The organism is Microcoleus sp. MOSTC5, from assembly GCF_036701825.1.
Lineage (GTDB): Bacteria > Cyanobacteriota > Cyanobacteriia > Cyanobacteriales > Microcoleaceae > Microcoleus > Microcoleus asticus.
This window is the reverse complement of sequence record NZ_JAUBRK010000031.1, coordinates 47,270-68,390: the sequence shown is the minus strand read 5'-3', so window position 1 is coordinate 68,390 and position 21,121 is coordinate 47,270. Positions and strand designations below refer to the sequence as shown.

Sequence of the window (21,121 nt, the reverse complement as noted above, 5' to 3'; positions counted from 1 at the left end):
TCGTCAGGTCACAACTTGTAGGTCATCAGATCATAACTGGTAGCTCATAGGTTGTGCATAATAGGGAACTAAAGCTGTGAAAATACTACACTGACTGTGGGGGGCAACATACCGGATACCTTGGAAATACCAAGGGCTTTGCCAAGTCAGCCCACAACAGTCAAAACACGCAGGCCCTGCGATCGCCAATGCTAAACAACCTAAGTCTCAAACCTCTCCTGGCTAGTTGCCTAGTAGCACCGTGAGGAGGGCGACGCCATGCAACTCCGAAAAAAGACACTATTAATCATCGGTGCAGCGCTGATCAGCCTGATTCTGGTTCTCTATGCCACTGCATCAAGTATTTTGCTGCACGATTTTCACAACCTGGAGGCACAGTACGTCCGCCAGGATGTCGCACGGGCTTTGGACGCATTAGATGACGACTTGTCGAATTTAAACACCAGCGCCCAAGATTACGCCGATTGGGACGATACTTACTCTTTCGTCGAAACACGTAACGAGGATTTTGTCAAGTCAAATTTCGTCGATTCGACATTTGTTTACTTGAGACTAAACTTGTTGGTGCTGCTGGACTCCAACGGTCAGACGATCTTCAGCAAAGGTTTCGACCTGAAATCCAAAACCCAAATCCCGATTCCCGAAAGCTTAAAACAGCACTTGACGGACGCGGTGCTAGACTACTCGACAGGTTCTGGCGGCCCCGCCAAAACAGGCGTCCTCACCCTCCCAGAAGCCACGCTGCTGATTTCTTCAAAGCCGATCTTCAACAGCAACGCCCAAGGGCCACCGCGCGGGACGCTGATCCTGGGACGCTACCTCGACAGCAGCGAAATCGGTTTACTTTCAGAACTGACTCACTTGTCAGTGGATTTTAGATTGCCGAGTTTAGATTTTAAAGTGGGAGCCACGAACTACTCCGGACACGGCGCCAAGGCGATGGCTCGATCTAGGCAAGAGTTGGAAAATCTCAAACTAAAAATTTCCCACCTCAAATCGGTAGAAATTTTAGTCGAGCCGCTCAGCGACAGCTTAGTCGCAGGATACGCCCTGATTCGCGACATCCACGGCAACCTAGCGCTGCTGCTGCGAGTAGAGGCAGAGCGCATCATCTACCGCCAAGGTCAGGCTACCTTGGAGCTGTTTACCTTATCAATACTGGCAGTAGGTTTAATATTTAGCGCGATCGCTCTGCTGTTGCTAGAAAAATTAGTCTTGGCGAGATTGGCTTCCTTGAGTACCAGCGTCAGCAACATCGCAGCCAACGGCGACCCAGACTTGCGCGTTGAAATGGGCGGAGGAGATGAACTCGCAAGCTTAGCCGACACCATCAACCGAATGCTAGAAGCATTGACCAATTCTCAAGTCGAACGCTTAGAAATCGAAGGCCGCTATCGGTTGATGGCAGAGAACTCAACCGATATGATCACCAGACACGACCCCAAAGGCGTGTTTGTTTACGTCTCGCCCGCCAGCCGCGCTTTGCTGGGATACGAACCTTCCGAACTCATCGGCCGTGTCCCCAACGATTATTTCCACCCCGACGATTTAGAAATCATCGCCAAAGCTCACTGGAAAGTGCTGGCGCTCCCTGTTACTTACACCGTCAGCTACCGCATCCGCCGCCAAGACGGCAAATACATTTGGTTTGAAACCACCGGCCGCACGATCAGCGATCCCCAAACCGGCGAAGTGCAAGAAATTATCGGCATTTCCCGCGACATCACCGTGCGCAAGCAAACAGAACAAGAACTCCGAGAAAGCGAAGCTGCAATTAAAGCTTTGTACCAAGTGACTTCGGCTCCCCGTACAGACCCCCTCAACCACCTCTCAACCTTTGATTTGCGCCTCCAAGAACTGCTGGCAATGGGATGCCGGCAGTTAGGTCTGTCCGTGGGAATTTTGTCCTCCATTCAAGGCGACAACTATCAAATAATGGCTGTTGAGTGTCCGGACGGGTCGATCGTCAAAGAACAAATCTATGATTTGGAAAAAACTTTCTGCGTGGCTACGGCAATGGCAAAAGAACCGATTTACTTTGAGTCGGTGAGATTTTCGGGTTTGTCCTTCAACACGGAGGCTCCAGCCTTCAAAATCGAAGCTTACATGGGCATTCCCGTCACGGTGGCAGGTGAAGTTTACGGCACTCTGTGCTTCTTTTCTCCAACTCCTGTGACAGAACCGTTCCGAGTTGTAGACAGAGAGTTGATGAAACTGATGGCTCAGTGGGTGGGAAGCGAACTCGAACGCCAGCAAACAGACGTAGATTTGGCAAAAGCTCGCGATCAAGCACTGGCGGCTACTAGAGCCAAAAGCGAATTTTTAGCCACCATGAGCCACGAAATTCGCACTCCGATGAATGGAGTCATCGGCATGACCGGTTTGCTGTTGGATACCCGGTTAACTCGCGAACAGCGCGATTTTGTAGAAACTATCCGCAGCAGCGGCGATGCCTTGCTGACGCTAATCAACGATATTCTAGATTTCTCGAAAATTGAGTCGGGCAAATTGGACTTGGAGGAACATCCGTTTGACATCCGCACTTGCATTGAGGAATCTCTAGACTTGGTAGCTGCCAAGGCGGCACAAAAAAAACTGGAAGTGGGTTACTTGATCGATCGTGCAGTACCAGCAACGGCGATCGGCGACAGCACCCGCTTGAGGCAAATTTTAATCAACTTGCTCAGCAATGCTGTTAAATTTACCCAAGCTGGAGAAGTGGTGGTTTCGGTGACTGCAAAAAAGATTTCAGTGCCGGCAGCCAACGTTAAAGAACCGCCAGCAATTAATGGCGAACCGCTAACAATTAACCAAGCATACGAAATACAATTTGCGGTCAAAGATACAGGTATCGGCATTCCGAGCGATCGCATGGATCGGCTATTTAAATCCTTCAGCCAGGTTGATTCTTCAACGAGCCGCCAGTACGGCGGTACCGGATTGGGTTTGGCAATTAGCAAGCGTTTGGCCGAAATGATGGGCGGCAGGATGTGGGTGGAAAGTATGGGTAGTCTGGCGGGCAATCCTCCCGCAGATTTTAGATCGGCAGTTTTTGATTTGGGATGGGGAGAATCTTGCGAAATTGCCGAAAAATATTGCTATAGCAAATCGGTACTCAGCAATAAGCCGATCGGCCAAAATACCACATCCGTTGGCTCTACTTTTTATTTCAGCACGATCGTTTCTGGCTGCAACAGTTCCTTGCCAGTTAACTTGAGCAATTCTCAACCTGAATTAGCTGGCAAGCGAGTGTTAATTGTCGATGACAATGCTACCAACCGCAGAATTTTGACTCTCCAAGCTCAGTCTTGGGGAATGGTGGCTAGGGCTTCATCTTCGGCTCGTTTGGCTTTAGATTGGCTGGCTGCTAAAGAGGAGTTTGACTTGGCAGTTTTGGATATGCAATTGCCGGAAATGGACGGGTTGACTTTAGCAGCGCAAATTCGCCGGTATCCTGATTGCGAAAAGTTGCCGTTAGTCATGCTAACTTCGATCGGCAGGCAAGACATTAACACCCCTGCTATTGAGGTAGATTTTGCTGCTTTTTTGAATAAACCGATCAAACAATCTCAGCTTTACAATGTTTTAATCAATATTTTTGGAGAACAGACACCTGAATTTAGAGGGCAGCGCAGCAGCGGGCCTTTCTTGCAAAGTATACCCGTGCTGGCAGAGAACTTACCCCTGCGGATTCTGTTGGCTGACGATCATTTGGTGAATCAGAAGGTGGCTTTGCAAATTTTGCAGCGGATGGGGTATCGCGCGGATGTGGCGGGAAACGGTATCGAAGTGCTCGAAGCTTTGTGCCGCCAGCCTTACGATGTGGTGTTGATGGACGTGCAAATGCCGGAAATGGACGGACTGGAAACTACCCGCCGCATCCGCGAGCAATTTTCAGCAGATTTAACTTTAGAAAATGACACGGGAGAATCAGAAGTTTCCGCAACTGATGAGCAATCTAATAATGGAAAATCCAGAATCCAAAATCCCAAATTGACTGACGAGGAATCTAACAATCGAAAATCGAAAATCGAAAGTCGAAAATCGACGAGGCCTTGGATTGTGGCGATGACGGCAAATGCGATGCAGGGCGATCGCGAAGAGTGTATGGCTGCGGGGATGGACGACTATTTGAGCAAGCCGATCGCAATTGAGCAGTTGGTGCGAGCTTTGATTGCGTGTAAATCCCAATCAAACTCCGCATTCGATCGCCCGCAGCCGATCGTTTGTTTTGATGCTCCGGCGGAACAGATCGAAGGAACGAGTGAATTACAAGTGCGATCGAATGTGGCTTTTGCGGGAAATCCACAACTGACAATTCCCAATTCGCCGGCAGTCGTCAATGGTGGTGCATCAAATCTCGATCGGGCTTTGTCAGAAAGCCAGAATTCCCTGAGTCCCAAGATTATACAGGGACTGCGAGAAGTCGAAGCTTTGGACGAGGCGATCGAGATTTACCTCGAAACAGCTCCGGAACTGCTGCGAGGCATCTCTATGGCCCTGGGCAACGCCGATCCGCTGGCTTTGCGGCGATCGGCTCACTCTTTAAAGTCGATCAGCGGTACTCTCGGTGCTTTTCGCTTGTTTGAGCTGTGCGAGGAACTCGAAATCATGGGCCGCATCGGGACAAACGTGAACCAGCCTTTACCCGATCCGGCCTGCGCGCTTTTAGAACAGGTTGAGGCCGAGTATCAAAGAGTCGAAACAGCGTTGAAAATAGAAAGGCAGTCTGTTGATTGTTAGCGGTTAGATTGTGTCCGATTGAGCGATCGTAAATTCGATGCCGCTCCGGGTAAGGCTGGCAATCTGAAGCAATATTAGACAATGGAAAGTTATCTCACCCACGCTAAGGAGGGGACTGTTCACTATTAACTTACTTTTTAGTTACCAAAACCCAATCGTCCGCTGTTTTGACAATCTCAGCATTCTGCAAACCTAAATGTTTTAAAACTGGTTTTTCTAACAGGAAATAAGGTTGAGGAAGAGATTGCCATTTCTGTTTGAGAGTCGGCGCGTCGGCGACAATAACTTGGCGTTGACTGTAAAAATTCAGCGATGGACGGCCCAAGCGGTGAGAAGTAAACACCTGTTGACCGGCCGGAGTTCCTGTGCGGACAATTTCGGCGATCGGCTTAACCGGATAATCCTCCGCCAGTTCCCAAACCCAGTTATCTGAAGCGACCAATACCAAAAGCGTCAGGTAAGTTCCCCAAATTAAAACTAATATAAACTGCCGATCTTTGCGGTGCAGCAACACGGCCGCCAGTGTCATTGTCAAAGCTACAAATACCAGCATTAACTGCAAATCTCGCTCGCTCGGCACAATGTATTTCCCAATTTGCACTAAGCCACTGAAGTAAATGCAGCCGACAAAACCAACTATAGCCAGCACTGCGAAAATCGCGGGATGAGGCAACAAAGAAATAGCATCAAAATGTTCTTCTGCTTCCTCTTTGACTGGCTCTGGCGGCACCGACAGTTGCTCCCAAACTTCAGCGAGATAGCTGCCAACGGCTAGAGCAAAAGCTGGATAAACTGGCAAAACATACCAAGGCAATTTAGTATTCATAACAGAAATAGCCAGCACATATACTCCAGTCCAAACCAATACTAATTTTGGCCCGGGAAAATTGCGATTTTCCCAACTCCAAAACAGCCCTTGTAGCCAAAATAACTGCCACGGCCAAGCTAATTTTAAAATTTCTAAAAGATAATACCAGGGCGGGCCTTTGTGACTGCTCACAGGTTCCGAAATGCGCCGGAAAGATTCGTTAACTAAATTAGTGTTGATGAAATATTGGCCGTAGTGCAGCCATTGGGCAAAATACCAAGCAGCTACTGGGAAAGTTCCGATCGCCAATCCGCCCCAAAGATACCCAGAAGTGAGGAGTCGCGGGGTATCCCAAACCAAAAAAATACAGCCAACAGCAGCCAACAGCAGCCCCAACATGACGCCCTTAGTCAGGCAAATGAGTCCGAACCCAATCCCCGCCCCCAAAGCGTAGCGCAAGTCGCGGCGCGATCGTAGCAAACACCACATCGCCCCCAGCAAAAAACACAAAACCGCCCCATCCAACATCGCCAAACGTCCGTGCCGCACCACCGGTAACAGCGTCAGATAAACGAGGGCAGAAAAAATGGCGATCGACCGTCTGGGAAACAACTCCCTGCCAATGGCGTAAAGCAAGGGCACAGAAGCCGCCGTCAGCATCGCCGGTACCAACCTCGCCGTGAATTCGCTGACGCCGCCTGCTGCAAAACACAGCCCGATCAGCCAGTGTACCAGCGGCGGTTTGTTGAAATAAGGCATAGAGTCGATCGTCGGATACAGCCAATTTAAGTTGCCCCGCCAAATTTCGCGGCTTACCTGCGCTGCAATGCCTTCATCCCAATCCCGCAACGCCACTCCGCCCAGATTCAGCCCGAAAATCAGCACCGCAGCCAACAGAAAAGCCAGCATCCACACTTTGTCTGTAAAGCTGTCATTCCAGCGATTTTTCGGTTTGCGGCCTAGGAATGGAAAGATTTCTGACATAAGTTAAGAGAGTTTTGAGCGTCCCAAACTGAAGGTAAACTTAGACAGCAGTTATTTGCGACTAGGAAAATACCATGAACTTGCCTGTAATTATAGATATTATCATTGGCTTAGTCTTTATCTACCTGACTTTAAGCTTGCTAGCTTCGGAAATTCAGGAACTGATTGCTACTGTTTTGCAGTGGCGGGCGGAACATTTAAAGAAATCGATCGAAGTGCTGATTTCTGGCGGCAACGAAGGTGCGAAAGAGCCCCTGCAATCTAAGCGAGTCGGACAGTTAGCCCATTCGATTTACGCCAATCCGATTATCAAGGATTTGAATCAGGGAGCGAAGGGGCTTTTATCAGAGGGATTCCGCTCTGTTACGCACCGCATGGGGGATTTTTACCACGCAGTTACGGGTACTAAAAATGTTTTCGGCAATAAATCCAGTGGGCCTTCTTATATTCCAGCCGAGTGTTTTTCTGCTAGCCTTTTGGATACTTTAAAGGTTTCAAGTTTGATCGGATCTATCTCTAAAACCAGATTGGAAAGATTTAAAAATTTACAGTTGGCACAAATTAAACTGATTGGAGCAAATTTGAACTTGCCGGATTCTACTAAACCGATTATCGATCAAGAATTTGGGTGGCTGACGGCGGAGTTTAATCGAGTTGTTGAAGATTATCACAATAATTTAGGAAGTTTGAACAACAGCTTAGATCGAATGTCGGAAAAGCTAGGATTTTATATTAAGGATTCTCAGGTTTATCTACCAGAAACCGAGCTGGGAGGGAGAGGATTTCAGAGGCAGATGGCAATTGTGAAGGCTCGTTTTGACAGCCCAATTGAGCGGGTTGCCTTGCTAGGGCAACTGCAACCGAGTTTCAGCAATCTGTTAAATACTGTTAAAAAAAGTCAAGCTACGGTAGCAGAAATTATGGAGATAAAAGAGGAGAGTCCGATTTATCAACAAATTGAAGAAACCTTGGACAGTATGCCAGAATCTTTGAAACGCAGCCTTTATATTTTAGCGCAGCGGGCTGAAAAAGGCGGCGGAGATACTCAAGAGCAGTTGCAGCGGTTTCAGAAAGAAATTGAAATTTGGTTTGACCAATCGATGGAGCGCGCTTCTGGCGTTTACAAGCGGAATGCCAGAGGGGTAGCGATTTTGCTCGGAACTGCGATCGCTGTCGCTGCTAATGCTGATAGCATTCATATTATTAATCGGTTGTCGAAGGATTCGATGTTGCGATCGACTGTTAATTTGTACGCTCAGCAGTTGGTGACAAACAATGCTAAGACTAAATCAAATAATTTAACCAGTCTGACAAAAGTTCAACAGGATGTCGATCGAGCTTTGGATCAGGTAGCTCTGCCTTTTGGATGGAGCGAACAGAACAGCTTAGAACGAGATGCCAAGGGGAATTTATTGTGGCCTGCTTTGATGGCAAAATTGTTTGGTTGGATATTGAGCGGCCTAGCTATTTCTATGGGCGCTGCTTTTTGGTTTGAGGCGCTGAACAAGATTATTAATATTCGCAATGCAGGGAAAAAACCGCCATCTTCCACAGAATCTTGAGCGGTGCAGTTTCGCGGTCGATCGACTAACTGTCATACCCTTTTAGATTTTAGATGAAAGAATGGGAATGACTGAAGACTATTGAGGTTTGAAGCACGGGCCTACAGTTGGATTCTTTTTTGAAAGTGGTATCACCGATAGGATATAGGATCGATATGTAATTGCTGGCTTGCCGGAAGTAAGGGAAAACACGCAGAATATAAATTCCGTGCGATCGCGGATGGCAGTGCCGCAGAAATAGGGCAAACTGATAGATAGGTAAAATAAGAATGGGCGAAATAAACAAGGTCGCTGGCAGTTTCAGAAGCTCTGACTCCAAGGCTGTATCTACCGCTAAACACACTTTTGGAGGACAGAATATGTTGACTTCTTTAAGGGAAACGACTCGCGCCTCGGAATACGCAAATCCCCCATCCAAAAGCTTTGTAGTCAAGGACTCCAGCATCAATGAAGGTGGATATTTTGTTTCCAGAATTTGGACTGGGGAATCGGACTGCATCGAGAAAAATACCTCGGCACTTCAAAAATATGCCTCTATCCTTAGAGAGATTGACAAAGTTCGCACAACTTCTGAGGGCAGCTCGAACCAACTGCAATTAGGCTTTGTTATCCTCAGTTCAGATTACCTCGAACGATACAAAAGTCAATTGCCAAAATCGCATAGTTCTCTGAGTAAAAACAGGGGACTTGGTTCGTGTTATGGCGATCGAGATCGCGACACACTCGGCAACTGTATCGGGCGCGATCGACTATTTGGTAATAAGTAGAGTGATGCAATTGAGGGGGACTGGTCTGAATGCAATTGTAATTAGGGGAGACAGGCGCGATCGAAATCAACGATTCGATCTGACTCAGCCTGCAATCAATCATATGAACTCCCGCTGAATAATTCTAATCACGTTTGTAGTGACGATGGCAGTCCTCAAACTGTCCGCGCCAGCGCACAAATAACTTGATTGCCAGCGATTAAATGGCACTTAATATCAGACAGTTTAGACTGTTAGTAAAAAATGCGACCAAACCCACTTCTAATCAGTATTTTGGTGTATCAAAAATCTAGCAGCTTCCAAGCATATATAGTTCTTCAAAATGTACATAATTAAGTTTTTATTCGCAGGAAATACAGGTATGAGTACCTTACTACCCTGTGCCTATACCTAAAATTTCACATTCAAATGAAAACTACTAAATATAATTTAAAGGGATTGAAGGAGAAATTACCTACACAATTTCGTAATGCCTGAAATAATGGCTACCGTTAGCCAAATCAGGCTGAAAAGCTCGGAATGGTAGAAGGTGGATTTATTTAAATTTTCCCGATAAGTTTGAGTATCTATTCTCCAGCGTTAGCGACCAAAAATCCCAGTCAGTACCAGCGCCAACAGGTAAATCAGGATAAAAATAAATTTAATAAATTAAATTTAAATATTGCAGTTTATCCAAATTTGGTGTTAAGATGTAATAAAATAAGACTGATGAGATTACTCCGGGGTGTATCTACTAATAATGCCCTTAATGGAGTCTCCAATATGAGTTCTACGTTCGCTCAAGTTAACTCACAATCTTCTTTTGAAAAACTGCCACCGCGCTCCTTAGTCTTCATTGACTCCGGCGTGGAAGATTACGAGTCAATTGCAGCGGGAGTGCTGCCTGGACAGCAGGTAGTAATACTCGATAGCACCAAAAACGGCATCGAACAAATCAGCTCGGAAATTGAAAAATACGCCTCTACTAACGGGGCGATAGACTCGGTTCACATTATTTCTCACGGCAATTCTGGCAGCCTACAACTTGGCAATACTGCTCTGGGTTCAGATAACATAGAGCAATACAAAAGCAAGTTGGAAAAGTGGCAAAATGCACTAGCCCCAGAAGCAGACATCATGCTGTACGGGTGCGATGTAGCCGCAGGTTCGGGTGCTAATTTCGTCGATCGCTTCAGTCAATTAACCGGGGCTGACGTTGCCGCTTCCACCAACATAACCGGCAGCGACGGCGACTGGAATTTAGAATTCGTTAAGGGCCAAATTGAATCTCCCATAGCCTTGCAAGCCGAGGCTATGGCAAGTTACCAAGGTGATTTAGCTACTATAGTGGTAGCCAACAATAGCGATAGCGGGCCGGGTTCATTAAGGGCTGCGATCGCCACCGCTGTTGCAGGGGATACAATTACCTTCGCTCCAGGTTTAGCCGGCCAAACTATTACCCTCACCAGCGGTCAACTCGATATTCCCGTTGGCAAAAACATCACCATTGACGGCGCCGCCGCAGCGGGTTTAACTATCAGCGGCAACAACGCATCCCGCGCCTTTTTTGTCAATGCCAACGTTGCGACTGCTACCAATTTTGCAGTCAAAAACCTCATTATTACTAACGGCAAAACGGCTGATAACGGGGGTGCGATCGGTACAACTGACGAAGTAACGATGACCGTAGAAAACGTTCAGTTTACCAACAACGTTGCTGATAAAGGTGGCGGTGCAATCTTCAGCGGCTGGAACAACACCCTGACCGTTACCAACAGTAAATTCACCGGAAATAAAGCCACTGCAACCAACGATGAACGTGGCGCTGGCGGTATTGCTTTTGCAAGTAATAAAAACCTCACCGTTGTTAACAGCGACTTCACCAACAACTTAGGAATTAACGGCGGCGCAATTAATAGCCTCAACGGCAAGTTAACAGTTGAAAACTCGCGATTCATCGGCAACGACACCACCGCAGGCCAGTTCGCCCCAAACGATCCCAACGGCAATTCTTTTTTAAGAGGTTTCGGCGGCGCAATTTACACAGACAGAGCCAGTTCTACTGACGAGCCTTCCGGCACAATTAAAATTACCAAAAGCGTATTTCAAGACAACAAAGGGCGAGGCGAAGGCGGAGCAGCTTATCTGTTCACCGGTAGCCAGGACAATGTAATTTTGGAAAACAGCACCTTCCAAAATAACGAAGTTATGGCGCTCACAGGCAGCCCCAATGGTGGAAATCCTGGAAATGGTGGTGCGGTAACGATTTTGAGCGACAGCACCAACCAGGGATTGACCATTGCCAACACCACCTTTGCTGGCAACAAAGCCAATAATCAAGGTGGCGGCCTGTGGATGCGAAATGCCCCTACTACGATTACTAACAGTACGTTTTCTGGCAACTCAGTTCCTACTACTGTGGCTGATGGCTACGACAAACTCGGCGGTGCAATGACTCTTGGTGCACCCACAACTATTGTTAACACGACGATCGCCGATAATTACGCCGGCTGGGTTGGTGGAGGTATCTTCGCCGATGCCAATAATGTCACCCTCAAAAACACGATTTTTTCCAACAATACAGCGGGCAACGGAGGAAACCCTTGGGGCATTCAGCAACACACCACGGCCCAATATAGCGATCAAGGAGGGAATTTTCAGTGGCCGGTGATTAACACCGATACCAAGGTGACGACAAGTGTGACGATCGCAGACCCTTTACTCGGCCCTTTGCAAAACATCAACGGCGCTTTAGTCAGACCCCTGCTGACAGGAAGTCCGGCAATTGATAAAGGGATTGCTACCGGCGCACCCGCTACGGATCAGCGCGGCGTGACTCGCCCTCAAGATGGCGACAGCATTCCAGGTGCGATCGTCGACAGCGGATCTTTTGAATTGGGAGGTAGTGTCGTCCCGGTGCCAACTCCGACGCCTGCGCCCACTCCTACTCCGACACCGACTCCGGTGCCAACTCCGACGCCCGCGCCCACTCCTACTCCGACACCGACTCCGGCGCCGACTCCGACGCCCGCGCCGACACCAACTCCGACACCGACTCCGGCGCCGACTCCGACGCCTGCGCCGACACCAACTCCGACTCCGGCGCCGACTCCGACGCCTGCGCCGACACCAACTCCGACACCGACGCCCGCGCCAACTCCGACGCCTGCGCCAACTCCTACTCCGACACCACCGACGCCGACTCCGACGCCTGCGCCAACTCCTACTCCGACACCACCGACGCCAACTCCGACGCCTGCGCCCACTCCTATTCCGACTGAGACTCCGACACCGACGCCCGCGCCGACACCGACTCCGGCGCCGACTCCTACTCCGACACCGACTCCGGCGCCAACTCCGACGCCCGCGCCCACTCCTACTCCGACACCGACTCCGGCGCCAACTCCGACGCCCGCGCCCACTCCTACTCCGACACCACCGGCGCCAACTCCGACGCCCGCGCCCACTCCTACTCCGGCCTCGGATGCTGGTCTGCTGGATGACCTCAACGCCCCGCAACTCGACGTTGCTGCCATCACCGCGAACCCCGTCCAACAAACTCTCAACGGCGGTGAAGGTTCCGATTTCATCATGGGCGGCGGCATCAACGAGTCAATTAACGGGCTTGCTGGTAACGACACTTTTTACGGCATGGGCGGCAATGACAACATTGACGGCGGTGCAGATAACGACTCGCTTTTCGGCAATGAAGGCAGCGATTTCATCTCTGGTGGCGCTGGCAACGATACCATCTACGGCGGCAAAGATAATGACACTGTTGTTGGCGCTGATGGCAGCGATTTTTTAAGGGGAGATCTCGGCAAAGATACTGTTGCCGGCGGCCTTGGCAGCGACACCATCTTTGGTGGCAAAGATGACGATATCTTGCTGGGCGAAGATGGCGACGACTACATTTTAGGCAACTTAGGAAATGACACCATTAATTCTGGAAACGGCAACGATATTGCCTTTGGCAATGAAGGTGCAGACCTAATTTTCGGTCAACTGGGAAATGACACGCTTTACGGCGGCAAAGAAAACGACAGTCTCGATGGCGGTGAGGGCAACGACTTGCTGTTAGGCGGCAATGAAAACGATGTGCTCTGTGGCGACATCGGTAACGATACTATGTACGGTGGCAAAGGCAATGATATTTTCAGCGGCGGTGCTGGTTCCGATTTCCTTTCCGGCGATGTTGGGGATGATACTTTGACTGGCGGTTCAGGAAATGATGTATTTTTCCTAAATCAAAGTTTGGGTAGCGACATCATTACCGATTTCCACAAGGGTGAGGATTTAATTGGGTTGAATCCTGGTTTGAGTTTCAATCAACTCAGCATCACTTCGAGCAACAATCAGACTTTGATTAGCGTGACGGACACCAATCAATTGTTAGCGAAGCTTAACGGTGTTGCGCCCGGTATTCTCACCGCTAGCGATTTCACTCAGGTAACAATCTAACTGCCTGTGGTAGGGTGCGCCATAAGCACCTTACTACCAGCGCAACTTCGGGTAGGTGCGCTATAAGCACCACCCGAATAAAGCAAGCTTTCTCAATAACTAAATTTCGGATTGTTTGGAATTTTTTGCGATGGGCAAACAAGCTAAACTGACCAAGCTTTGATGCGGCTTTCCTGGTTTTCAGTAAGACAAATGTATGAGGTACTAGCTAGAGCAATTCTCAGGATTCGGAACCGGAGATATGTTTTCTGAATTTACCAGGACTAAAGCTCCAAAATGGTATGATGCGCTACTTATATCGGTAAGGTGCGCATTCCAAACCTGCGATATAGAGGTTCTACGTCCAGGGATATTTACATTACATCCTCTGCGGTTAATGGCTAGAAAACTCGCAATCCTTACACAGCAAAACCTACAGCAGATTGCAGCTTTATGAAGTACACCCGCCTATCGATCGATTCCCGTAGGGACACGGCACTGCCGTGTCCCTAGTGCTTCATCAACCTGGGATACGCTGTAATTATGGATACAAGTCTCGGATTTAAGGCAGGAAGAAAAAGAAAAATTTTCCCTAAAATTTCATCTCCCAGATTGATAATTGAGGTTTTAATTCGGCCTTCTGTCGGCTGCCTTCTGCATCTCTAGCCTTCTGCTTTCAAGGTGAATCTACCAGCAAATAGCAAACATTCTCATAGGGTATGCGAAATGAACTCAACTTTTGCCAGTATTGATTCACAATCTGCGATCCGCAATTCTCGTTCTAAATCTATTGTCTTCATTGATTCCGACTTAGATGACTATCAAACTCTTGCGGGTGGCGTGCTTCCAGGCGCAGATATCATCATTTTAGATAAAAATGGCAACGGAGTCGAGCAAATTACTGCGAAACTGCAAACAATTTCTGCTGCGGGAGGAACTGTAGACCAAGTTCACATTTTTTCTCACGGCAATTCTGGCAGCTTGCAGCTAGGTTCTGCGACGTTGAATTCGGATAATTTGCCACAATATGAAAGCCAGTTGCAAGAGTGGCGAAATGCCCTGAGCGACCAAGCAGATATTGTACTTTACGGTTGCGATGTTGCGGCGGGATCGGGAAGCGATTTTGTCGATCGCCTGGGCGAGTTAACCGGGGCTGATATTGCGGCATCTAGCGATCGCACTGGCCGCGGCGGTAACTGGAATTTGGAGTTTGCCAAGGGTGATATTGAAGCACCGCTAGCCTTGACTCCAGAGGCAATGGCGGATTACCGAGGGGCTTTAGCAACTATTACCGTTACTAACAGTAATGATAGCGGGCCGGGTTCATTGAGAGATGCGATCGGCTCTGCAGCGACCGGCGATACCATTGAATTTGCCTCCACTCTTGCCAGCCAAACAATTACTCTCACTTCCGGTCAACTTGTCATCAACAAAAACTTGACAATTGATGCAGTTGGTGCAGCCAATTTAACCATCAGCGGCAACAATGCTTCGCGGGTGATCCTTACCGAAGGTTCAACCAATGTTACTCTAAAAAACCTGATTGTTGCCAACGGCAAAGTTTCTGGTACTGACCCCAACAATCAGACAACTAGCGCCGGTGGTGGCATTCAAACAGGAGGTAGCAGCACTTTAACTTTAGAGAATTGCCAAATCAATAATAATGTTGCCGGTTTTGGTGGCGGCATTTACACGGGTTTCCGCAGCACGACGACTGTAATTAACAGCAAGTTTAGCGGCAATGACGGTTCGCTAGCAGATAATACCGAACGCGGTGGCGGCGCGATCGCAACCAAAAGCGGGGGTGTTCTGACTATCAGAGATAGCGAATTTACCAACAACAAAGGCAGCTACGGCGGTGCTGTTAATAACCTGTTGGGCAGCATGACGATCGAAAACTCTAAATTCACTGGCAACAGCACAGATAAAGGCGTTGGCGGGGCAGTTTACGTCGATGGCGCTAATGCTTCGGGGCCCAATGCAACCCCCGGCCCTGTTGCCGGAACTATTGCTATCCGCAACAGCGTTTTTGATGGCAATATCGGAGCGAGAGAAGGAGGAGCTGGATTTTTATTTGGCTATCTTCAAGATAAGATAGTTTTGGAAAATAGCACTTTTGTTAACAATAAAGCTGTTAAGGATCTAGCAGGAGTTGGAGGTTCCGGAGGCGCAATTCGTCATGGAAATGTGGATCTTACGGTAACAAATTCCACTTTTTCTAATAACCAAGCTGAAGATAATGGGGGCGGTTTGTGGTCGGGAGGAGATGGAAATATCAGCATTGTCAACAGTACATTTTCCGGCAACAGCGCTGCTAAGCAGGGCGGAGCAATGCTTGTCGCTAACAGAGATTCCTTTTCGACTAACATCGTCAATTCGACTTTTGCTAAGAATACCGCTGAATTTTCGGGAGGTATTGCTACTTTTAACGATCCTGTGAAATCGCCAATTACTGTCAAGAATTCGATTTTTGATAGGAATACGGCAAGTAACTCTTTTAAAACTAGGCAGCACACTGGACGGGAGCTAATCGATGGGGGAAACAATCTTCAATTTCCCGCTAAACTGACGGTGGGAGATCCTAATGATAGTAATGTTACGGCAAATGTGACGATCGCAGACCCCTTACTCGGCCCTTTGCAAAATATTAACGGCGTTTTTGTGTTGCCGCTGCTAGTAGGAAGTCCGGCAATTGATACTGGTACTGGTGCGGGCGCGCCGGCTGGGGATCAGCGCGGTGTGAGTCGCCCTCAAGATGGTGATAATAACGGAAGTGCGATCGTTGATATCGGCGCTTTTGAATTCACCACTACAGTCACGCCGACTCCGACTCCGACGCCCACACCCGCGCCGACTCCCACTCCGACTGAGACTCCGACTCCGACGCCCACACCCGCACCGACTCCGACGCCCACACCCGCACCGACTCCAACGCCCACACCCGCACCGACTCCAACGCCCACACCGGCGCCGACTCCGACGCCCACACCGGCGCCGACTCCGACGCCCACACCGGTGCCGACTCCAACTCCGACACCGGAAACAGATGATTGCCTGCTGGATGACCTCAACGCCCCGCAACTCGACTCTGCCACCATTACTCCCAACCCCGTCCAACAAACTCTCAACGGGGGTAACGATGCCGATTTCATCATGAGCAGCGGCGTCAACGAGTCGATTAACGGACTTGCCGGCAACGATACTCTCTACGGTATGGGTGGCAATGACAACATCCAAGGCGGTGCAGATAACGACTCGCTCTTCGGCAATGAAGGCAGCGATTTCATCCAAGGCGACGCTGGTAACGATACCATCTACGCGGGCAAAGATAATGACACTGTTGTTGGCGGAGATGGCGAGGACTTTTTGAGGGGAGATATCGCCAATGATACTGTTGCCGGCGGCGGTGGCAACGACACCATTTTTGGCGGTAAAGATGACGATATCTTGATCGGTGAAGATGGCGACGACTACATTTTAGGCAACTTAGGAAATGACACAATTAATACTGGAGACGGCAACGATATTGCCTTTGGCAATGAAGGTGCAGACCTGATTTTTGGCTTATTGGGACATGACACGCTTTACGGTGGCAAAGAAAACGACAGTCTCGATGGCGGTGAGGGCAACGACTTGCTGTTAGGCGGCAATGAAAACGATGTGCTCTGTGGCGACATCGGTAACGATACCCTGTATGGAGGCAAAGGTAATGATATTCTCAGTGGTGGCAGCGGTTCCGATTTCCTTTCCGGGGATGTTGGGGACGATACATTGACGGGAGGTTCGGGAAATGATGTGTTTTTCCTCAGTCAAAGTTTGGGTAGCGACACCATTAATGATTTCCGCAAGGGAGAGGATTTAATTGGGTTAAATTCTGGTTTGAGTTTCAATCAACTCAGTATTACTTCCAGCAACAATCAAACTTTGATTACTGTGACGGACACCAATCAATTGTTGGCGAAGCTTAACAATATTACCCCCGGTATTCTCACTGCTAACGATTTCATTACTCTGTAATTATTATACTAAATCCGGTTTGTCTATACCCTCGATCATTCTGCCTATCCTTCGGCGGTTAAAACCGCTACTAAACAAACGAAGTCTGAGTCCGCAGAGTGAGATAAAAGGAGTATTTAAGCCGGATTTAGTATTATAATGTTTCCAAAAAAAATAGCTAAGTATGATAAATATCCTCTAATCTTCTGATGCTATAGCCACACATATTAATCTCTTTTTCCTAATAAAGCGGACTTGATATTATTCCGTTTTAATACGATCGCACAAATGTCTGTCCTCCTCCTTCACATCGGCATTTGTTCGCAGATAATCCCGCACGCGATCGCACGCATAACCCAGTTCATCTAGTTTGAGAATGCGCTCCACATCCCACAAAATCACCGTGCGATCGTCCCCGGCGGAGGCAATGAGTTTGCCATCGGGGCTAAACGCAACTCCCCAAACGTTCCCTTCATGTCCGGTTAGCGTCGTTATTTCTGTCCCGTCGGTTTTCCAAAGTTTGAGTGCGCCAGTTGAGCCTCCCCCCACCAGCATTTGACCGTCAGGACTGAAATCAACTGTCATCATGCCTCTAGTATTTCCCTTGAGGGTTTTGAGCAACGTGCCATCGATCGTCCAGAGTTTAATCGTGTCATCCCTGCTGGCAGTTGCCAAAGTGCGACCGTCTGGACTGATGGCAACTTCCCAAATCGGGCTGCGATGACCCTCTAGAGTCTTGGAAAACTTACCGTCAAGACTCCACAACCGAGCAGTGCTGTCGCTACTGCCTGAAACCAGCCTCTGTCCGTCAGGGGTAAAGTCCACATCGTAAACCCTAGCCCGATGCCCTGTGAAAGTTTTCAGCAAAGTGCCGTCCTTGTTCCACAGTTTCACTGTTTTATCGTTGCTAGCAGAAGCCAGTAGCCGACCATCTGGACTGACGGAGGCATCCCACACTCCCGCCCCATGTCCTGTAATGGTTTTCAGCAGCGTCCCGTCGAACTGCCAGAATTTAATTGTTTTATCTTCACTAGCGGTAGCAAAAATAGGTGCGATCGCAGGATTGGCAAAGCTGGCACCAGAGAGGAAAGCAACGGAGCGAACGGCAGTCTTATTTCCGGCAAAAGACTTCAGCAACGTGCCGTCTCGCGCCCACAGTTTGAAGCTGCCATCCGTACTGGCTGAAGCTAGCATCTGACCGTCCGGGCTGAAATCCACATCCCAAATCGTGCCGCCATGTCCGTAAAGGACTTTCGAGAAGGAGTTTATCGGGTTCCACAGTCGGGCGGTATTGTCGTCGCTAGCGGAGACAACCATTTGACTGTTGGGAATAAAAGCAAGCCCGCGAATTCCCGATAGATGCCCTTTGAGGACTTTCAAAATTGTCCCGTCCGGCTTCCAGATGTTTATGGTTTGGTCGGCGCTGGCGGAAGCGATGAGATCGCCTGCTGTGCTGACGGCGACTTCAAACACTTCCGCACTGTGACCGCTAAGAGTTCGTAGCAGGGTTCCGTCGGGTTGCCAGAGTTTGACAGTGTTGTCAGCGCTGGCAGAGATGATGGCGGGACGCTTGGTGCCGCTATTATCGGCAAGTAAAGCGAACTCAACGTCCCAAACGGTGGCGCTGTGACCTTCCAGAGTGCTCACCAGTTCGCCGTCTAGAGTCCAGACCTTGACAGTATTATCTGTGCTGCTAGATGCGAGGAGGTTTCCATCCGGGCTAAAGGCAACACCCCAAACGGCACCTTGATGTCCGCTCAGGGTTTTGAGCAGTTTGCCATCAACGCTCCACAGGCGAATGGTGCTGTCTTCACTGGCGGAGGCGATGCGCTCACCGTCTGGACTCACGGCGATCGCCCAGATCGCAGTCTTGTGTCCCTGAAAGGTTTTGAGCAGTTTACCTTCCCGACTCCACAGATAAATGTTGCCGTCTACGCTGGATGTTACCAGGCTCTGACTGTCGGGAGTAAAACTGAGGGCGTAGACGCTGCTGATCGTGTGCTGGAGAGTGTGCAGCAAGGTGCCATCCCGTTGCCAAACCTTGGCTGTTTGGTCGCCGCCTCCGGTGGCGATGAGTTGACCGTCTGGGCTGACATCAACTGCCAGAACCGGGCTGGAATGCCCGAACAGGCGATTTAATTCTGCCGTTCCGTAGATGGCTTGTTGCAGCACTTGTTGAACTTGAGATTGCAACTGAGGGCTGGAATTCGCGAGACTGTCGAGCCTGCGTCTGGCTTTGATGGCACTCACGAGGGCGTCTAATCGCTGTTGGGAGGCGAATTGTCCTGCGGAGGAGGAGGTGAGGGCTTGAATTTCGCTGATGCGGGCTTGCTGCTCGCTGGCGATCGCGTAATGATATTGCCAGAGGGCAAGAATGCCAAAGGCGATCGCAACTATTAGCGCTCCGCTGAGCGCCCCAAGAAATCTTCGCTGTCGCTTCGCTATCTCTCGCTCTAAAACTAACCGCTTGCGTTCTTCTGCCAGTCTCGCTTCAACTTCTCTGAGCCTCGCTGCTTCCAGCGCTTGCTGCACTTCCAGCCTGTCTAATTCTTGAGAAGCCGCTAAAAATTGATAATCCAAATCGCTCAAACTTTTTCCCTGGGCCCAGTAGGAAGCGTCTTTTAGCGATTGTCCCCGCAACAGTCGCGATTCATCGGTTTGTTTTGAAGCGATCCAAGCGTTGAAAGCTTGGGAGTAAGGACGCAGTTGCTCTAACTGTTTTTCTACCCATTGTTTGTTAAACACTGCTTGATAAATCGGATTTCTGACCTTCAACAAACCTTGTTGTTTCACTACCAAACCTGATAGCAACAGTTCGATCTGCTCTCGACTATCATCGGCTTCAATTTCACCCCCCTGTAAGAGCTGCTGATAGATGCCTAAGCTACGTGCAGTGGATTGTTCGTTGCGAAGGAGGCGATCGCGTATCGTTTTTAAATGCTCCGGTTCGTCTTGCGATTCCCATTTATCGATGATTTGCGATCGCACCAAACTATCCACCCAAAATGCCTCTGCTCCCGGGGGAATATTTACTAATCCGCCCGCCGTTTCTCGGCTAGCTCTGTAAGCCAAATAGCAAATTTTCTGGGTGAGGAATGGCTGTCCGGAAGTCCAAACTAATATTTGTTTGATTACGGCATCAGGATTACTTACGGAACTCTCTAATCCTTTAACTAATAGTTGGGCTTCGTGCCGTTCAAAACCCCGCAAATCTATAGCACGACCGATATTAAAAGGAGTTCGCTTTTTGTCAGCTATTAAATCGCTCGGCGCGGCTACTCCAAAAATTGCAAAACTAATGCGATTGTATGAAGGATTAATCGCTCGCTGATTGTAGCAAAACCGAATCAGGGCGAAAAAATCATCGACCGCGAAATCCAAACTGAGAATGCTATCGATTTCATCGATGAATATAAATATCTGCTGTTGAGGAAATTTGACCAGTAGGATATCTTCTATAAAATGGCTCAATCTTTGCAGAAACGAGACATCTTCTTCATCGCACCACCAGGTTTTTAAGTTAACTTGCCCTAATAATTTGAAGCCGCGCCACAGTTCCCCAATCATGCCTTTATACCACTGTAAAGGAGTGATATTTTCGCTGCCGATGCGGGTCATGTCGATGGTGCTGCATTGAAATCCTTCAGCTTGCAATCGGTGCAAGGTGCGGACTAAGAGAGAAGATTTGCCCATTTGCCGCGAGTTGAGGACGTAACAAAATTCGCCTGCTTTTAAGGCTTCGTAGAGTTCGGAATCGGCAGCTCTTACTACATAGGTAGGCGCATTATTGGCGAGACTGCCACCAATTTGGTATTGATAATTGTTCATCATTTTGAGTTCAG

The 21,121-nt window shown here is 48.9% G+C and carries 7 protein-coding genes; 5 read left to right on the top strand and 2 right to left on the bottom strand.

Annotation, left to right across the window (positions count from 1 at the left end; all coding sequences use genetic code 11):
* Nucleotides 1-258 precede the first annotated feature (258 nt).
* Nucleotides 259-4,743: a response regulator gene (locus tag QUA54_RS18285; protein ID WP_333415726.1), complete on the top strand. Its 4,485-nt coding sequence runs from the start codon at nucleotides 259-261 to the stop codon at nucleotides 4,741-4,743.
* A 130-nt stretch (nucleotides 4,744-4,873) separates the two neighbouring features.
* Here the strand turns inward: QUA54_RS18285 and QUA54_RS18280 are convergent, their stop codons facing one another.
* Nucleotides 4,874-6,535 (bottom strand): glycosyltransferase family 39 protein, encoded by a 1,662-nt coding sequence (locus QUA54_RS18280; protein ID WP_333415725.1) that lies wholly within the window; start codon nucleotides 6,533-6,535, stop codon nucleotides 4,874-4,876.
* Between the two features lie 74 nt (nucleotides 6,536-6,609).
* Between QUA54_RS18280 and QUA54_RS18275 the strand changes: the two genes are divergently transcribed.
* From QUA54_RS18275 to QUA54_RS18260, 4 genes are all read left to right on the top strand, one after another.
* The gene (locus QUA54_RS18275; RefSeq protein WP_333415724.1) at nucleotides 6,610-8,097 is read left to right on the top strand and encodes a hypothetical protein; all 1,488 of its coding nucleotides are present in this window, start codon (nucleotides 6,610-6,612) and stop codon (nucleotides 8,095-8,097) included.
* Nucleotides 8,098-8,456: 359 nt separating this feature from the next.
* Complete coding sequence (locus QUA54_RS18270) at nucleotides 8,457-8,864, top strand: hypothetical protein (protein ID WP_333415723.1); 408 nt, start codon at nucleotides 8,457-8,459, stop codon at nucleotides 8,862-8,864.
* Between the two features lie 762 nt (nucleotides 8,865-9,626).
* Nucleotides 9,627-13,304, top strand: a complete 3,678-nt coding sequence (locus tag QUA54_RS18265; protein ID WP_333415722.1) for a DUF4347 domain-containing protein — start codon at nucleotides 9,627-9,629, stop codon at nucleotides 13,302-13,304.
* Between the two features lie 705 nt (nucleotides 13,305-14,009).
* Complete coding sequence (locus tag QUA54_RS18260) at nucleotides 14,010-17,300, top strand: DUF4347 domain-containing protein (protein ID WP_333415721.1); 3,291 nt, start codon at nucleotides 14,010-14,012, stop codon at nucleotides 17,298-17,300.
* 240 nt (nucleotides 17,301-17,540) lie between these two features.
* Here QUA54_RS18260 and QUA54_RS18255 read toward each other — a convergent pair whose 3' ends face one another.
* On the bottom strand, nucleotides 17,541-21,107 hold the full coding sequence (locus tag QUA54_RS18255) for an AAA-like domain-containing protein (protein ID WP_445301565.1): 3,567 nt from the start codon (nucleotides 21,105-21,107) through the stop codon (nucleotides 17,541-17,543).
* Nucleotides 21,108-21,121 lie beyond the last annotated feature (14 nt).

Excerpts from the sequence above, each read along its gene's own strand:
- QUA54_RS18285 (WP_333415726.1), top strand. The coding sequence starts at position 259 with ATGCAACTCCGAAAAAAGACACTATTAATCATCGGTGCAGCGCTGATC.
- QUA54_RS18280 (WP_333415725.1), bottom strand. The coding sequence starts at position 6,535 with ATGTCAGAAATCTTTCCATTCCTAGGCCGCAAACCGAAAAATCGCTGG.
- QUA54_RS18275 (WP_333415724.1), top strand. The coding sequence starts at position 6,610 with ATGAACTTGCCTGTAATTATAGATATTATCATTGGCTTAGTCTTTATC.
- QUA54_RS18270 (WP_333415723.1), top strand. The coding sequence starts at position 8,457 with ATGTTGACTTCTTTAAGGGAAACGACTCGCGCCTCGGAATACGCAAAT.
- QUA54_RS18265 (WP_333415722.1), top strand. The coding sequence starts at position 9,627 with ATGAGTTCTACGTTCGCTCAAGTTAACTCACAATCTTCTTTTGAAAAA.
- QUA54_RS18260 (WP_333415721.1), top strand. The coding sequence starts at position 14,010 with ATGAACTCAACTTTTGCCAGTATTGATTCACAATCTGCGATCCGCAAT.
- QUA54_RS18255 (WP_445301565.1), bottom strand. The coding sequence starts at position 21,107 with ATGAACAATTATCAATACCAAATTGGTGGCAGTCTCGCCAATAATGCG.